Origin of the sequence: Arthrobacter dokdonellae, from assembly GCF_003268655.1 — a bacterium.
Lineage (GTDB): Bacteria > Actinomycetota > Actinomycetes > Actinomycetales > Micrococcaceae > Specibacter > Specibacter dokdonellae.
The window spans coordinates 3,357,026-3,372,650 of sequence record NZ_CP029642.1 but is presented as its reverse complement, the minus strand read 5'-3'; the positions used below and the strand labels follow the sequence as shown (position 1 = coordinate 3,372,650).

Sequence of the window (15,625 nt, the reverse complement as noted above, 5' to 3'; positions counted from 1 at the left end):
CATGGCCGCCAGCTTTGCCGCCAACAGCCGCTACGCAGCAACGGAGTCCCGGACGTGGACGACGCCGGACGGGCAGGTCATTGCCTACCTGGCCCGCCGCTTCCTCCCGCACCCGGAAAACCTGGCGGGGACCGGCAGCCACGTGGTGGTCGCGGGGGACCGGCTGGACAACATTGCCGCCGCGGCGCTGGGGGACCCGGACCTGTGGTGGCGGGTGGCCGACGCCAACCGGGCCATGCTCCCGCGCGAGCTCACCGCGGAGCCGGGCACCACGTTGCGCATCGCCCTGCCCGAAGGAGTCCCGGGGGTGCCCCATGTCTAGCTCGCTGCAACTGGGGCTCATGGTGGGCCCGGCCATCGCGGTTCCGGTCCCCGGGGACGTCATCGAGGCGCTCACGAGCGTCGAGGTCACGGCGGGGGACACCGGCCCGGGGGCCTTCACGCTCCTGTTCACCATGAGCAACAACTCCGTGCTCCCCACCCTGTTCCTCGTGTCCGGCGGATCCCCCTTCCCGATCGTGCGGGTGGTGCTCACCGCCACCCTCAACGGCTCCGTGGCCGTGCTGGCCGACGGCGTCGTGACCCAGGTCCAGGTGCTGCCCGGCAGCGACGCGGCGCACTCGGTCCTGCAGGTCACGGGCGAGGACCTGACCAAGCTCATGGACAAGCTGGACCTGACCGGGCTGCCGTTCCCGGCCATGCCGGCCGAGGCGGCCGTGGCGCTGGTGCTGGCCAAGTACGCCGCCCTGGGCGTGCTGCCGCTGATCGTGCCGAGCATCATGCTCGACGTGCCCATCCCCACGGAGAAGATCCCCGCCCAGCAGGGCACGGACCTGAAATACATCACGGCGCTGGCCACGAAGGTGGGCTACGTGTTTTACCTTTCGCCCGGCCCCCTGCCCGGCACCAGCACGGCGTACTGGGGACCGCGGATCAAGGTGGGCGCCCCGCAGCCTGCGCTGAACCTGGACATGGACGCCTTCACGAACGCGGTCTCGATCACCTTCAGCTACAAGCCGCAAAGGTCCGTCCTGCCCCTGGTCTACATCCACAACGAACAAACCCACATCCCCGTCGTCATCCCCATCCCGCCCATCACCCCGCTGAACCCGCCGCTGGGACTCGTGAACCCGCCGCCGTCGAACACGCTGCCGCTGAGGGACACGGCCAAGTACACCCCGGCCCAGGCCATCATGGTGGGGATCGCCGCCGCGGCGAACACTGCGGACACCGTCGAGGGCACCGGCTCCCTGGACGTGTTGCGCTACGGGCGGCTGCTGTCCCCGCGCCAGCTCGTGGGCGTGCGCGGCGCCGGGCTGGCCTTTGACGGCCTCTACTACGTCTCCGGGGTGCGGCACTCGATCAAGCGCGGCGAGTTCACGCAAAAATTCACGCTCAGCCGCAACGGGCTCATCTCGACGGTATCGGCGGTGGCGGCATGAGCGGGGACTACTTCGGCAAATTCCGCGGCACCGTCGTGCAAAACGTGGACCCGCAGCAGATGGGCCGGATCCAGGCGATCGTCCCCAGCGCCACCAACGTCATCCCCACCACGTGGGCCATGCCGTGCGTGCCGTTCACAGGCACGCAGTCGGGCGTGTTCGTGGTCCCGGCCATCGGATCGGCCGTCTGGATCGAGTACGAACAGGGGGACCTGGACTACCCGATCTGGACGGGCGGGTTTTGGGGCAGCGCCGCCGAGGTGCCCGCGATCGCGCTCGCCGGCAACCCGCTCAGCCCCAGCATCGTGCTCCAAAGCGGGCTCGGGAACTCCATCACCATCAGCGACCTGCCCGGGCCCGCCGGCGGCATCCAGATCAAGAGCGCCGGCGGGGCGGCCATCCTGGTCAATGAAACGGGCATCACCATCACCAACGGGGCGGCCACGATAGTGCTGGCCGGCCCCACGGTGACCATCAACAACGGGGCGCTGGCCGTCACCTGAGGGCCGGAACGAAAGGGGAACACCATGCCGGGACCACTGCTCCACGTGGGCGCCACGGTGCTGTGCGCGCACGGCGGCCAGGCCCAGCCCACCACGCCCAACCCGCGCGTCACGGTGGGCGGGCAGCCCACCGTGACCATGACACCGCCCTGGACCGTGGCCGGCTGCCCCATGCCGCCGCCGTCGGCCGGAAACGGCCCCTGCGCCACCGCCACCTGGACGACGGCGGCCACCCGCCTGCTCTCCGGCGGCGTGCCGCTGCTCCTGGCCGACAGCCAGGCGCTGTGCGCACCGACGGCCACGCCGCTGCGGCCCGTGGCGTTCCAGCTGCGGGCCACGGGGACGTGAGGGACGCCATGAACTTCGACTACCCGTGGCACTTTGACGAAAAGGGCCGCACGGCGACCACCGACGAGGCCGGCCACGTACGCGACATGATCGAACAGTTCCTGTTCACGAACCCCGGCGAGCGCGTGAACCGCCCCGATTTTGGCAGCGGTCTCCAACAGCTCATCTTCGGCCCCAACAGCCCCGAACTGGCCGCCGCCCTGCAATTCACCGTCCAGGCCGGGCTGCAGCGGTGGCTCGGCGACGTCGTGGACGTGCAGTCCCTGGCCGTGGACAGCAGCGACTCGACCATCAGCGTGGACATCAGCTACCGGCTGGCCGGCAGCGGCGACGTCCGGACGGAAACGTTTACGGGTGGGGGTGCGCCATGAGTGACGGGACTGCCGGGACGCCCTGCGGCGGCCGGTGCGCCGGCTGTTGCGGCACGGACGTGGCCCGGGCGTCGGCCTTTGCCAACCGGGCGCAACTGAACGCGATCGATTATGTGGAGGTCTCCGACGACCAGCTGACCGTCTTCGTGTATTTCATGGGTGCCGTGCCCGCCGTGGCGGGCGGCACGGCCCCCGACGGCCTGCGGACGGCCAACGCCCGCATCACCGGCGGCGAGGCCGTGACCGGGATCGCGGCGACAGGCGTGTACGTGCTTGAAGCCGACGACGGCGCCGCCCCGGGCGACGACTCCGGCGCGGAATCGGCCGGCACCGCGCTCGCCGTCACGGTGGACCGCCGCGGGGACTTCTCCACGTACACCCTCAGCCTGGGCGTCCCGGCACCGGACGGCGGGTGGGGCACCCTGCCCGGATTCGACCCCTCCTTCTCAGCCGCCTGCTTCAGCTTCAAGGCCGCCTGCCCCACCGGCATCGACTGCGTGCCGGCCTGCGACACGCCGGCCGGCGCACCGCCGGACTCCTCCATCGACTACCTTGCCAAGGACTACGAAAGTTTCCGCACGCTCCTGCTGGACCGGCTCGCCACCACCATGCCGGCGTGGCGGGAACGCCACGCGGCCGACGTCGGGATCGCCCTGGTGGAGGCGATGGCCTACGCCGCGGACGAGCTGAGCTACTACCAGGACGCCGTCGCCACCGAGGCATACCTGCGCACGGCGCGGCGGCGGATCTCGGTGCGCCGCCACGTGCGCCTGGTGGACTACTACCTCCACGAGGGTCTGAATGCACGCGCCTGGCTGACCGTGTGGACGGACCGCGACACCCCTCCCGTGGACGCCGCCGACGCCTACTTCATCACCGGCTTCCCGGACCTGGCCGCGGCTCCGGGCACAGTGCTCACGGATGAAGCCCTGGCGCAGCTGCCCGCCGGCGGCTACACCGTGTTTGAACCCGCCGACGCCACCGCCAGGGCCCTGGTGTTCCGGGCCGCGCACAGCGAAATCGCGCTGGACGCGGGCGGCGAGCAGGAGTGTTCGCTGCCCCGGGGTGCCACGCACGCCACCCTGGTGGACAAGGCCCTGTGGCGGCAGGCCAACCCGGAGACCCCGACGCCGGCCCATTGGGGCGGCGCCATCCCCGGGCAGCCGCTAAACCTGGCGGTGGGCGACGTGCTGATCTTCGAGGAGGTCCGCGGGCCCGCCACGGGCGACCCCGCCGACGCCGACCCCAACCACCGGCAGGCCGTGCGGCTGACCGCCGTGACCCCGCCGGCCGACGGCGGCTGGCTCGTGGACGTGGAATGGGACGCCGCCGATGCGCTCGCCTTCCCGCTGTGCCTGTCCACCCGCGCCCCGGCCCCGGACTGCGCGCCGGTGGAGGGGGTCTCCGTGGTGCGCGGCAACGTGCTGCTCGTGGACCATGGCCGGCGCGTGGCGGACCCGCCCTGGGACCCCGTGCCGACGCTGACCGTGACCGGCGAATGCTCCTGCGAGGGCGCCGCCGTGGAGGAAACCCGCGTAGCCGCGGCCCTCACGCCCACCCTGGCCCGTGGTCCCCTCACCCACTGCGACGCCGTGGTGCCGGGCCCGGCCGCCAACGTCCTGGTCCGGGACCCGCGGTGGGCGCTGCCCGCCGTCGGACTTTCCTTCACGGACCCCGCCACCGGCGCGCCCACGCTGTGGGAGCCGCGGCGGACCCTGCTGGACAGCGGGCCCCTGGACCGGGTTTTTGTGGCGGAGATCGACGACGGCGGCCGCGCCTGCCTGCGGTTTGGCGACGGCGCCCTGGGGCAACAGCCCGGCGCCGGGCTGGTGGGAACGGCACGCTACCGGGTGGGCAACGGGGCGGCGGGGAACGTGGGCCGGGACAGCATCGCCTTCTTGGTGCTGCGGAATGCGTCCTGGAGCGGGGCCAACATCAGGCCGCGGAACCCGCTGCCCGCCATGGGCGGCACCGATCCCGAAACCGTGGCCGAGGCCCGGCTGCTGGCGCCTGACGAGTTCCGCCGCGGCCGGCTGCGGGCCATCACGGCGGAGGACTACGCCGAACTCGCCGGAACGCAACCCGGCCTGCAACGGGCCGCCGCCCAACTGGCCTGGACGGGAAGCTGGTACGAGGCCAGGGTGGGCGTGGATCCCTGGGGGAGCGAACAACCCACGGCGCAACTGCTCTCCGACACCCGCGCCGGCCTGGCCCCCTACCGGCGCATGGGGCACGACCTCGCCGTGGCCGCGGCCGACTACGTGCCCGTCGACGTCGAACTGTCCGTGTGCGTGCTCCCGCACCATGTCCGGGGGGATGTCAGGGCGCGGCTGCTGCGCGTGCTGGGCAGCGGCGACGCCGGCAACGGGGCGCTTGGCTTCTTCCACCCGGACCGGCTGACTTTTGGCGGCGGCGTATACGCCTCGGCCCTGGTGGCGGCCGCCCAGTCCGTTCCCGGCGTCGAAAGTGTCGTGGTGACGCGGCTGCAGCGGCAGGGGAAAGCGGCCAACCATGAGCTGGAAACCGGCGTGCTGGCCGTGGGGCCGCTGGAAATCGTGCGGTTGGACAACTCCCCGGACTTCCCGGACCACGGGAAGCTCACATTGACGTTGGGAGGCGGGCTGTGAACAATCCGGCAGCAGGCGGGTGCGGTCCGTGCGGCTCATGCGGCGGTGGTTGCGGGTGCGGCGGATCCGCGGCCACCCCGGCAGCTACGTCCAACCCGCCGGGCCTCGCAACATTGTCCTACCGGGTGGGGTCCCGGCCAAGCTTCCTGGCCGCCATGACCGCCAGGCTCTCCAGCGGCGCCCACACGCCTCTCGCGGCGCTGCGCACCCGTGACCCCGGCGACGCGTCCATGGCCATGCTGGATGCCTGGGCCACGGCCGGCGACGTGCTCACCTTCTATCAGGAGCGGCTCTGCAACGAAGGCTACCTGCGCTCCGCCACGGAACAACGCTCGGTGCGGGAACTGGCCGCACTGGTCGGCTGGCGGCCCCGCCCCGGCGTCGCCGCCACCGCGTACCTGGCGTACACGGTGGACCCCCACACGTCCGAGGTCCTCATTCCCGCCGGGTCCCGGGCCAACAGCATCCCCGGCCCGGACGAGACCATGCAGGCCTTCGAAAGCAGCGACGACCTCCCGGCCCGGGCCAGCTGGAACGAACTGCGCCCCCGCATGGCCCGTGCCCAGACGGCGGCTTCGGTCATCGCCGACGGCCTGTATCTGGCAGGCACGGCCACCAAACTGGCACCCAACGACCCCCTCGTGCTGGACCTGGGCACCGGGACGGTGCAGGCCGTGCGGGTCAGAACCGTCACCGAAGACCCCGTTGCGCAGCTGACCCGGGTGGAACTGGCGGACTGGCAGGGCGGCAGCTTCGGCGCGTCCGCCCAACGCCAGGCGCTCGCCGCATCCAGGGCTGCCATGGACGCGGCCGCCGGGACCGCCACCGCGCAACGGGTAAGCCTCGTGCTCGACCGGCTGGAGCGGCTCGTGGGCACCGTGCCGGCCTCCGAACTTGCCCGCCAAGCAGGCGCAAACGCTATGCCCGCGCTGGGCCGGGAACTGGCCGCAGCCAGGGACAGGGGCTACGCCCGGCTGATCCCAGCCCTGGAGGCGGCCCACGCCATCCTTGCCTCCATCGCGGCCCCCGGACCGGAGCCTGCCGGCGCGCCTGCGGGACGGACACCGGCGCGGCCGGCAGATCGCGCCGGCGGCCGCGAGGAGAACCCCGTGGACATCCTGGTGGACGGCCTGCTCCGCCCCGCCTCCGTGCCGCCCGCCAACGCCCAAAAGCTGGAACGCTCCTACTCGGCCACGTTCGCCGGCGCCGGCGAGGTCTACCCCCAGCTGCTCGCCGGCCTGTACGCCAACCTGGGACCCACCCTGTTCCCGGCGCTCGCCGCGGAACGCATCAGCAGTTCCACCACGCTGTCCGTGTCCGCCTTGCGCCAACGCTGCCCCCTGTTTGGCCACAACGCCCCGGTCCCCGGCTCCTTCAAGGGCGGCGTCTATGTCCCGCCGACCTCCGACTGGGCCCTGGCCCCCGACGAACACGCGAATGTGGCCTACCTGGACGGTGCCCGGGAATTGCTTCAGGCCGGGCAATACGTGGTGATGCAGCACGGCGCCGACACGGATCCGGGCGACTTCACCGCTGAGCTGACCGTGATCAAGACCGTCCGCACCGGATCCCGCCTCGCCTACGGGCTCGCGGCTCCCGCCACCACCATGGTCCTCTCCGATGCCTGGTGGAAGCCGAGGGGTCGGGACTTCCCCGACGGACCCGACACCATGGGCACGCTGCGGGCGTCCACCGCCTACGCCGGGCAGGAAGCCCTGGAGCTGGCCCGGGAACCCATCACCGAGGACGTCGGCGGCAGGGAACTCGAACTCGACGGGCTCTACGACGGACTGACCGCAGGGCGTTGGGTCATCGTGACGGGGGTGCGGACCGACGTGGCGGCGGCCGGCGTGCAGGGCGCCGAGCTGCTCATGCTGGCCGCCGTCGTCCACACGGGCCAACGCGGCGACGGCGGCATCCTGGCGGGGGAGGAACGCCACACCTTCCTGACCTTTGCCCGGCCGCTGGCCTACACCTACCAACGGGACACGGTGAGCGTCTTTGGCAACGTTGCCCATGCCACGCACGGCGAAACGCGGCAGGAAGTCCTCGGCGCCGGCAACGCCGCACTGGCACTGCAGCAGTTCACCCTCAAACAATCACCCCTGACGTATCTGGCCGCGCCCACGCCCGCCGGGGTCGCGAGCACCCTGGTGGTCCGCGTCAACGGCGTGCAGTGGCCGGAAGCACCGTCCCTGGGCTACCTGTCCGGATCCCGGCGCGGATTCTTCACCACCGCCGCGCCCACGGGCAGTACCACCATCACGTTCGGCAATCCGCCCCACGGCCAGCGGCTTCCCACCGGAACGGACAACGTCAGGGCCGGGTACCGCAGCGGCATCGGGGCGCCGGGCAATGTCCGGCCCGGGCAGATCAGCCAGCTGGCAACGCGCCCCCTCGGCGTCATGGCCGTCACCAACCCGCTGCGGACCTCCGGCGGGGCGGACGCCGAGCCCTCCGAGCTGACCCGCAGCAACGCGCCGCGCTCCGTCACGGCCCTTGACCGGCTGGTGTCCGTTGGGGACTATGCGGACTTCGCCGCCACCTTCGCCGGGATCGGCAAGGCAAGCTCCGCCCTCCTGTACGCCGGGGGCTCGGCACTGCTTCAGGTGACGATTGCCGGTTTGGGCGATGTCCCCATCGATGCCGGCTCCGACCTGTTCCGCAACCTCCGCAGCGCCCTCATCCTTTACGGAGACCCCCAGCTGCGCGTCCGCCTGGTGGCGCGCGAGGCGCTGGCCCTGGTGCTCAGCGCCAACGTGAAAGTGGCTGCCGACTATGACTGGACCCTCGTGGAGCCCGCCGTGCGGGCGGCACTGCTCCGGACCTACGGCTTTGACGCCATGGCGCTGGGCCGGGACGTGCCCACCAGCGCCGTCACCGCCGCCATGGCAGCCGTGCCCGGCGTGGACTACGTGGACGTGGACGTCTTCCGCACGCTCCGGGCAGCGGAGCTGACCGCCGGCGTGGCGGACCTGACCGGGGGGCCCACGCCGAATTCGCCCCTGCAAGCGGGCGATGATCCCGGCACGCAGCCGCCCCGCCGCATCCGCGTCGCCCCGGACCGGGTGGAGTCCGGCGCGGCACTCCCGGCCCAGCTGGCCTGGTTCCAAGCCGCTGTCCCGGACAGCCTGATCCTGAACGAGGTGCGCCCATGAACCGGCCGGCAGACTACCTGTACAACCTCCTGCCCGTCATCTACCGCATCCGCGATGCCGAGCAGGGATACCCGCTGCGTGAGCTGCTGGCCGTCATGGACGAACAGGGCGCCCTGATTGAGCAAAACATGGCCACGCTCTACGGGAACTTCTTCATCGAGACGGCCGAGGACTGGGCCGTCCCCTACCTGGGGGAGCTGGTGGGCTACCAGCCCGTGCACGACGCCGGCCTGCCCGGGACCGGGGCGTCCAGCGCCGCCCGCAACAGGATCCTGGCACCCCGGCGCGAGGCCGCCCACACCGTGAACTTCAGGCGGCGGAAGGGAACCCTGTCCGTTCTGGAACAGCTGGCCCTGGACAACTCGGGCTGGGAGGCCCACGCCGCTGAGTTCTTCACGCTGCTGGGCTGGAACCAGCAGCTCAACCACCAGCACTTGGACCGCGGCGGATCGGCTTCCCTGCGCGACGGCCGTGTCCTGGCCAGGCTCGGCGGCCCGGACGACGGCACGGCACATTCCGTCGATGTCCGGCGTCCGGGCTCCCACCGCACCCGCGGCCGCCACAACATTCCCTCCATCGGCCTCTTCGTGGCGCCCCTGTCCTCCTTCGGGCTCACCGACGCCCCCGCCTGCTGCGTGGAAAAGGAAGGCAGCCAGTGCTTCACCTTCAGCGTGCTGGGCCATGACGCCCCCTTGTTCACCCAACCCGTGGACCACGGCTCGGCCGACGCACTCCGCCCGGAACTGCGTCTGCCCAGGGCCATCGGCCGCCGGGAATTCGAGCAGGTGGAGAGCCGCCGCCCGCCCAGGGCCAGGGCGTCGGCGTCGTACTTCGGGCCCGGCCGCAGCATCTCCGTCACGGCGTGGGGATGGCGGGGACAGTCCCGGCTGGTGCTGGAGCCCGACGACGTCATCCCGGCCAACCTTTCCGACTGGCACGCCTACAAGGCGCCCCGCACCAAGGTCCTGGTGGACCCCGAACGTGGCCGGCTCGTGTTTCCGGCTGGCCAGCTGCCCCGCGGGGTGACGGTGGACTACCACTACGGCTTCAGCATGGAGATCGGCGGCGGCGAATATCCGCGCCCAACGGCCCAGCCGGACGGTGCACGCGTGTACCGGGTGCGCAAGAGCGGCCGGCTGGCCGGCGAATATGCCACGGTGTCCGCCGCCTACAGCCAATGGTGCACCGACCGCGACGCCGCGGACCCGGCGGCGGGCACCAAATCTGCCGTGCTGGAGATCATGGACAGCCGCGCCTACGAGGAACGCTTCGAATTCGCTCTGGTTCCCGGCGAGTACCTGCAGCTGCGGGCGGCCAACGGTACCCGGCCCGTCCTGCGGCTCCTGGACTACCGGGTGGACCAGCCCGACCCCCTCAGCGTCACCGGCGGGGCGGCCGCCCGCTTCGTGCTGGACGGGCTGCTGGTGGTGGGCCGAGGGCTGGTGGTCAACGGGCCGGCCGCCCGACGCGCCGCCAGCGACGGCGAGGACCCCACAGGCGCCGGCGATCTGTGCGACGTGTCCATCCGCCACTGCACGCTGGTGCCCGGCTGGAACCTGGACTGCGACTGCGTGCCGCTGCGCCCCGAGGAGCCCAGCATACTCCTGGACGGTACGCGTGCGGCGGTGCGGATCACCCGCAGCATCCTGGGGCCCGTGCAGGTGCGCCGCGACCCGGACAACGGCCAGGCTCCCGTGCTGGCGCTCGCCGACTCCCTCTGGGACGCCACCGATCCATGCAGCATCGTGCTGGGCGACGAGACAGGCGGCTCCGCGTTCAGCGTACTGTGCGTGCGACGCTGCACCGTGATGGGGGACGTCCTGGTCCACGCCGTCACGCTGGGGGAGGACACCATCTTCCTCGGCACTCTTCTGGCGGCCCGCCGGCAGCTCGGCTGCCTGAGGTTCTGCTACGTTTCACCGGGTTCCAGGACCCCGCGCCGCTACAACTGCCAGCCGGACCTGGTGCGGGAGGCGGCCGACCTTGGGGCGCCGTCGGACCCGGCTGCAGCAGCCGCGGCGGCGGATCGGGAGGCGCTGCGGGTCCGCCCCGCGCTGGAAAGCCGGCGCTACGGCAACCCGGTGTACGGGCGGCTGGCCCCGGGCACCGCCGCGGAAATTGTGCGCGGCGCCTCCGGTGAATCCGAGATGGGCGCCTTCCACGAGCTCTTCCAACCCCAGCGTGCCGCCAACCTGCACGCACGGCTGGATGAATACACCGTCGCCAGCTATTCCGCCGGCATCTTTTACACCAGATAGGGGCACATCATGAAGGGCGACTTCAGCCGGGACACCTTTGATCCGCGGAACCACTATACCCGCGTCCTCATGCAACAGGGACGTGTCCACCTCGACGCCGACTTCAACGAGCAGGCCGCCATCGCCGTGCACGCCCGGCGGCTCCTTGCCCGGGACCTGATCGGCCCCGAAGGCGGGCCGCGGGACAATGCCGGTTTTGCCGTCATCACGGACCCCGCCGCGGCGAAGGCGCTGGGCAAGAAGCTGGTGCCGGGGGACTTTTTGATCGGCGCCGGGCGCTATTACGTCAACGGGGCCATGTGCCAAAATCCCGCAGCCCTGCTGTACAGCGAGCAACCGGGCTACCCGTTCGACGCCGCGAGCACCACGGACAACCTGGCCGAGCTGCCCAACTACACCATCTACCTCGACGTCTGGGAGCGGCACATCAACGTCGTGGAGAACCCGGGACTCCTGGAACCGGCCCTCGGCGGACCGGACACCGCCACCCGGGCACAGCTCACCTGGCAGGTGCGGGTGCTGCCCATCAGTTTGCCCGACGACGGAACGGGTGTGGCGGGGCAGTTTGTGCGTGCCGTGCCGTTGCTGGCCGCGCAGGCTGAGCCGCCCGCCACGAACAACGACCCCTGTTCGGTGGATCCGGCGGCCCGCTACCGGGGCCTGGAAAACCAGCTGTACCGGGTGGAAATCCACGCCCCGGGACCTGCCGGCGGACCGGGGCGGGGCGCCACGTTCAAGTGGTCGCGGGACAACGGCTCCGTGACCCTGCCGCTGGCCGGATCACCCGCCGTGGACGCCGCGTCCAACACCACCACTGTCACACTGGCCACGCTGGGGCGGGACACGGACCTGGGCCTGGTGGTGGGCGGCTGGGTGGAACTGGTGGACGACAATTCCACGCTCCGGCATGCCGCCGCGCCCCTGCTGCGCGTCCATTCGATCGACCGCGACGAGTTCAGCGTGGTGCTGGAAGGGCAGGCGGACCCCGAATCGGGCCTGGACCCGCGGCTGCACCCGTACCTGCGCCGCTGGGACCACGACGGCGACGCGGCCGCCGGCGGGGCCGTCGCCGTCGTCGAATCCCCGGTGGGGCAGCCGCAGTGGCAGGATCTTGAGGACGGGGTGCAGGTCTGTTTCCCCGCCGCCGACGGCGGATCCCCGGCCACGTACCGGACGGGCGACTATTGGCTCATCCCGGCCCGGACCGCCACCGGCGACGTCGAGTGGCCCCGCGACGACGGTGCGGCAGCCCTCAACCCGCAGCCCTTGCCGCCCAGGGGCGAGGAACACGCGTACGCCTCGCTGGCAGGCGTCGGCCCCGGACCGGCCGGCACCCCGGGGCAGGTGTTCACCGAGCTGCGGAAGTTCTTTGCCCCGCTGGCCGTGTGAGCCGCCGGCCCCGCTGGCATGGCCCTGTGCCGCCCGGCGTCACACTGTGAAGCCGGTTCTCACGCCTTCCTTGCATCAACACCAATCAAGGAGGTGGCTGCAATGCCAGAAACCACAGCTCAAACCCTTTCCGCCCGGATGGACCCCGCCACGGAGGCCCTGGCGCGCCGGTTCGTCCAGTTTCTCGAGACGGGAACGGCGCCCGCTGGCCTGTTTGCCGAGGACGTCTTTGTCGACTTCACCCTTCCCCTGTGGCGCAAGCAGGTCCGCGGAAGGCGGGCCGCCGAGCAGCTGCGCCGGGCGGGCCACCCCGGTCCCGGCACCGTGCCCCGCTGGCGCGCCGACGCCACCCCCGGCGGCTTCGTCATCGAATTTGAGGAAGCCTGGGCCGCCGACGGGCAGCAGTGGACCGCACGCGAGATGGCCCGGGCGGACGTCGCCGGCGGAGAGGTGGCCGAACTGTCCGTCTACTGCACCGGGGACTGGGACCAGGCGCTCAGGGCGCAACACGCGGCCGCGGAAACATTGATCAGGCCCTGACGCCGCCGGAAAGGTGGGAACGGCCCCGCCGGATGTCTATGATCTATGCATGGCCACTGCCATGGGGTCCGATTCATCCGCCGGGGCCGGCTCTTCCGGGCCATCCGCCGTCGAACTCCTCCAGCGCGCGGCCGCCGCCCGCCAGGCCAAATCGTCCGACGCCGACGGGCTGTACCTCGCCGCGTGCCGCGCGGCCGCGCAGTCAGGCCAAACCGGCGTGCTGGTCTCCGCCGCGCTGGCCCTGGTGGACCACCACCGCTTTGGGACCCCGGCCGGCACGCTCCCGGCCCTCCTCCACCAGGCCTACTCCGCTGCGGGGCCGCCTGAGCGCGGGCGCCTGGCCGTTGCGCTGGCCCGGCTCTGGGTGTACGCCGGGGAGGCCGCCCGGGCGGCGCCCTTCGCTGCGGAGGCGTTGGACACGGCCCGCGCATCCGGCGACGCCGACGACGTCGCCGCGGCGCTGGAGGCAGGGCTGCTGGCGCACTGGGGGCCGGACGACTTTGGGGTCCGGACACCGCTTTGTGCCGAGCTGGAAGAACTCACGGCCCATACTGCCGACGTCGACCTGCGCCTCCGCGCCCTGTGCTGGGCCCTGACGAGTGCCCTCGAACGGCTTGACGGGCTGGCCCTTCAGCGCCGACTGCGCGACCTCGAACTGCTGGCCCGGCAGTCCGGTGCGGAACGGGCGCTCTTTTACTCGCAGTGCCGCAGGGCCATGGCCGCGCTCCTCGCCGGCCGGACCGGCGAGGCCGAACGGTTGGCTGCTGCCGCCGCAGCCTCCGGCGCCCGCGCCGGCGAGGCGGACACGTATGCCGTGGGGCATGCGCTCGGCGGCGAGATTGCCCGCCAGCGCGGCCGGGCCCCGGAGCTCCGTGCCGAGGCCGCGAGCTATGAGGACTACGCGACCGCCGAGGGCGTGCCTTCCATCCTGGCCCAGGCCGCCGTCCTGTGGCTCGACGCCGGGGAGTCCGGACATGCGTCCGTCCTGGCACGGCGCATCATTGGCGACGGCTTTGCCGGCATTCCCCGGGACGTCGACTGGCTGCTGACCGCAACCCAGGTGGCGGAGGTTGCGACGGGGACCGGCGACCGGGCCGCCGCGGCGCTCATGGCAGGCGTCCTTGAACCCTTTGCGGGGCGGGGGGTGGTCAACGCCGCGGCTGTCAGCTTCCACGGCGTGGTGGACCACTATCTTGCCGGCGCCTACACCCTGCTGGGCGACGGCGGCCGGGCGGAGCGCCACCGCTCGGTCGCCGAAAACGCGTATGCCGCCCTCGGGGCCGATTGGTGGGCCGCGCGCCTCTCCCCGGCGGCCGGCGAAGGTGCGGCGGCCGGCGGCAGGGCGGCCGGAGACGGGGCGGGAGACCGCGGCGCGGCGGACAGGCCAGGTCCTTCCGTCCACCTCGCGGGCGCGCCGCCGGCTGAACTGCTGTTTGCGCCCGGGGCGCCCGGGATCTGGCAGATCGGCCGGAAAGAGGCTCCACAGGTCTTTCCCGCGCGAGTGGGATTCTCATACTTGCGGCTGTTGCTGCGGAACCCGGGGAAGGACATTGCCAGCGTTGACCTTGTTTCAGGGTTTGACAGGGCGTTGCGGGCCGACCAGGACTCGGGCGGCCCCGTTCTCGACGCACGGGCCCTTGCTGCCTACCGGCGGCGCCTGGCGGAGCTGGATGCGGAGATCGGCGAGGCCGAGGACTGGAACGATCCGGACCGCGCCGCCGCAGCCCGGAGTGAACGGCAGGAGTTCATCCACCAGCTGGCCGCGGCCCGCGGGCTGCTGGGGCGGCCGCGCGCCTTGGGCCCGGCGTCTGAACGGGCTCGGACATCGGTGCGCAAGGCTGTCGCCGCCGCCTTGGAAAGGATTGCCGCCGCGGATCCGGACGTGGCCCGCCTGCTGCGCGACGGGATCAGCACCGGGAGGATGTGCCGCTACGAGCCCGACCCGTCCCGGCCTGTCCGGTGGCTCACCGACCCGGCCCGGCGCGAGTAGCCGCGAGGGACGGAGTGCCAGGCCGGCGGCGGCGTGTGAAATTCACACGCCCCGCCGGTATGGCGCGCCGTCGGCTTTGGGGCCGCTGGAAGGTGTGCCCGCCGTCGTCTTGGCTTCAGCGCGTCCACTCGTACGGCGTCGTGGTGGACACCTTGACGAGCCCGGACCGTTCGAGGATGGGGCGGGAGAATTCCGTGGAGTCGCTGTGGACCAGCTTTTTGCCCATGGCCAGCGCCGAACGGGCCCGTGCGGCCGTCAGCGCCCGGTAGATGCCCCGGCCGCGGAACTCCGTCAGGGTGGCGCCGCCCCAGATCCCCGCGAAGTCCGTGCCCGGGACAGGTTCCAGCCGGCCCGCGCTGACCATGCGGCCGGCCGTCTCTGCCACCCACAGCTCCATCCCGTCATCGCGCGCCAGGCGCGCGATGAGGGCGTCCGCGCTGCGCGTGTTCACGGACTCGCCGAACGCCTCGTCGGCCATGGCGCTCATGGCCCGCACGTCGCCATCGTCCGTGACCTTGCGCAGCGTCACGCCGGCCGGCACGGGGGCGTCCGCACACAGGCCCTCGAGCGGGCCGACCATGATGGATTCGGGCTCGCCGGGCACAAAGCCGTTCGCCACCAGCGCCTCGTGCAGGCCCGGCGCGTGGTCGTGGCCACGGGTCTTCCATTCGACGCCGGCGATGTCCGGGTCCGCGCGGAAGTGGGCCAGCGCGTCCCCCACCAGAGCCGCGATATCAACGGCCCCCGCCAGATCCCGGTAGGTGACGAATCCGCGGCCCCCGGCAAAGGTCACCAGCCGCAGCGGCCCCATCGCGGCCACGCTCAACGCGCTGGGCGTTTCCGCGTCGGTCCGGAGCTGGTCGTCATAGGCCTGAAGGTACCGCTCTGTGTCAGTCATTCTGACCATCTTCACAGTCCGCTACGCTGGCCGCAACCGGGCCCGCCGCTGTCATCCCGCCGGCGGACGCACCGTGTCAGCCCCACCCGCTACGGTTAAAC

General features: G+C 71.9%; 12 protein-coding genes. 11 read left to right on the top strand and 1 reads right to left on the bottom strand.

Features of this window, described 5'->3' with window-relative positions:
* Position 1: 1 nt before the first annotated feature.
* From DMB86_RS15035 to DMB86_RS14985, 11 genes are all read left to right on the top strand, one after another.
* Positions 2–322, top strand: coding sequence for a LysM peptidoglycan-binding domain-containing protein (locus DMB86_RS15035; RefSeq protein WP_113718515.1), 321 nt, complete (start codon positions 2–4; stop codon positions 320–322).
* Positions 315–1,442, top strand: coding sequence for a hypothetical protein (locus DMB86_RS15030; protein ID WP_113718514.1), 1,128 nt, complete (start codon positions 315–317; stop codon positions 1,440–1,442). Before DMB86_RS15035 ends, DMB86_RS15030 begins: the two co-directional genes overlap by 8 nt.
* On the top strand, positions 1,439–1,945 hold the full coding sequence (locus DMB86_RS15025) for a phage baseplate assembly protein V (RefSeq protein ID WP_113718513.1): 507 nt from the start codon (positions 1,439–1,441) through the stop codon (positions 1,943–1,945). Before DMB86_RS15030 ends, DMB86_RS15025 begins: the two co-directional genes overlap by 4 nt.
* Before the next feature lie 24 nt (positions 1,946–1,969).
* On the top strand, positions 1,970–2,293 hold the full coding sequence (locus DMB86_RS15020) for a hypothetical protein (RefSeq protein ID WP_113718512.1): 324 nt from the start codon (positions 1,970–1,972) through the stop codon (positions 2,291–2,293).
* An 8-nt stretch (positions 2,294–2,301) separates the two neighbouring features.
* The gene (locus DMB86_RS15015; RefSeq protein ID WP_113718511.1) at positions 2,302–2,664 is read left to right on the top strand and encodes a GPW/gp25 family protein; all 363 of its coding nucleotides are present in this window, start codon (positions 2,302–2,304) and stop codon (positions 2,662–2,664) included.
* The gene (locus DMB86_RS21430) at positions 2,661–5,291 is read left to right on the top strand and encodes a putative baseplate assembly protein (protein WP_113718510.1); all 2,631 of its coding nucleotides are present in this window, start codon (positions 2,661–2,663) and stop codon (positions 5,289–5,291) included. The genes DMB86_RS15015 and DMB86_RS21430 overlap by 4 nt, the downstream gene beginning before the upstream one ends.
* 155 nt (positions 5,292–5,446) lie before the next feature.
* Positions 5,447–8,449, top strand: coding sequence for a putative baseplate assembly protein (locus tag DMB86_RS21425; RefSeq protein ID WP_129545554.1), 3,003 nt, complete (start codon positions 5,447–5,449; stop codon positions 8,447–8,449).
* Complete coding sequence (locus DMB86_RS15000) at positions 8,446–10,707, top strand: hypothetical protein (protein WP_113718508.1); 2,262 nt, start codon at positions 8,446–8,448, stop codon at positions 10,705–10,707. Before DMB86_RS21425 ends, DMB86_RS15000 begins: the two co-directional genes overlap by 4 nt.
* A gap of 9 nt (positions 10,708–10,716) precedes the next feature.
* Positions 10,717–12,096 (top strand): DUF6519 domain-containing protein, encoded by a 1,380-nt coding sequence (locus DMB86_RS14995; RefSeq protein ID WP_113718507.1) that lies wholly within the window; start codon positions 10,717–10,719, stop codon positions 12,094–12,096.
* A gap of 102 nt (positions 12,097–12,198) precedes the next feature.
* Positions 12,199–12,636 (top strand): nuclear transport factor 2-like protein, encoded by a 438-nt coding sequence (locus DMB86_RS14990; protein ID WP_113718506.1) that lies wholly within the window; start codon positions 12,199–12,201, stop codon positions 12,634–12,636.
* A 49-nt stretch (positions 12,637–12,685) separates the two neighbouring features.
* Positions 12,686–14,626: a hypothetical protein gene (locus DMB86_RS14985; protein WP_113718505.1), complete on the top strand. Its 1,941-nt coding sequence runs from the start codon at positions 12,686–12,688 to the stop codon at positions 14,624–14,626.
* A gap of 115 nt (positions 14,627–14,741) precedes the next feature.
* Here DMB86_RS14985 and DMB86_RS14980 read toward each other — a convergent pair whose 3' ends face one another.
* Complete coding sequence (locus DMB86_RS14980; protein WP_113718504.1) at positions 14,742–15,524, bottom strand: GNAT family N-acetyltransferase; 783 nt, start codon at positions 15,522–15,524, stop codon at positions 14,742–14,744.
* Positions 15,525–15,625: the final 101 nt, after the last annotated feature.

Excerpts from the sequence above, each read along its gene's own strand:
- DMB86_RS14995 (WP_113718507.1), top strand. The coding sequence starts at position 10,717 with ATGAAGGGCGACTTCAGCCGGGACACCTTTGATCCGCGGAACCACTAT.
- DMB86_RS15020 (WP_113718512.1), top strand. The coding sequence starts at position 1,970 with ATGCCGGGACCACTGCTCCACGTGGGCGCCACGGTGCTGTGCGCGCAC.
- DMB86_RS14985 (WP_113718505.1), top strand. The coding sequence starts at position 12,686 with ATGGCCACTGCCATGGGGTCCGATTCATCCGCCGGGGCCGGCTCTTCC.
- DMB86_RS15025 (WP_113718513.1), top strand. The coding sequence starts at position 1,439 with ATGAGCGGGGACTACTTCGGCAAATTCCGCGGCACCGTCGTGCAAAAC.
- DMB86_RS14990 (WP_113718506.1), top strand. The coding sequence starts at position 12,199 with ATGCCAGAAACCACAGCTCAAACCCTTTCCGCCCGGATGGACCCCGCC.
- DMB86_RS21425 (WP_129545554.1), top strand. The coding sequence starts at position 5,447 with ATGACCGCCAGGCTCTCCAGCGGCGCCCACACGCCTCTCGCGGCGCTG.
- DMB86_RS15030 (WP_113718514.1), top strand. The coding sequence starts at position 315 with ATGTCTAGCTCGCTGCAACTGGGGCTCATGGTGGGCCCGGCCATCGCG.
- DMB86_RS14980 (WP_113718504.1), bottom strand. The coding sequence starts at position 15,524 with ATGACTGACACAGAGCGGTACCTTCAGGCCTATGACGACCAGCTCCGG.
- DMB86_RS21430 (WP_113718510.1), top strand. The coding sequence starts at position 2,661 with ATGAGTGACGGGACTGCCGGGACGCCCTGCGGCGGCCGGTGCGCCGGC.
- DMB86_RS15035 (WP_113718515.1), top strand. The coding sequence starts at position 2 with ATGGCCGCCAGCTTTGCCGCCAACAGCCGCTACGCAGCAACGGAGTCC.
- DMB86_RS15000 (WP_113718508.1), top strand. The coding sequence starts at position 8,446 with ATGAACCGGCCGGCAGACTACCTGTACAACCTCCTGCCCGTCATCTAC.
- DMB86_RS15015 (WP_113718511.1), top strand. The coding sequence starts at position 2,302 with ATGAACTTCGACTACCCGTGGCACTTTGACGAAAAGGGCCGCACGGCG.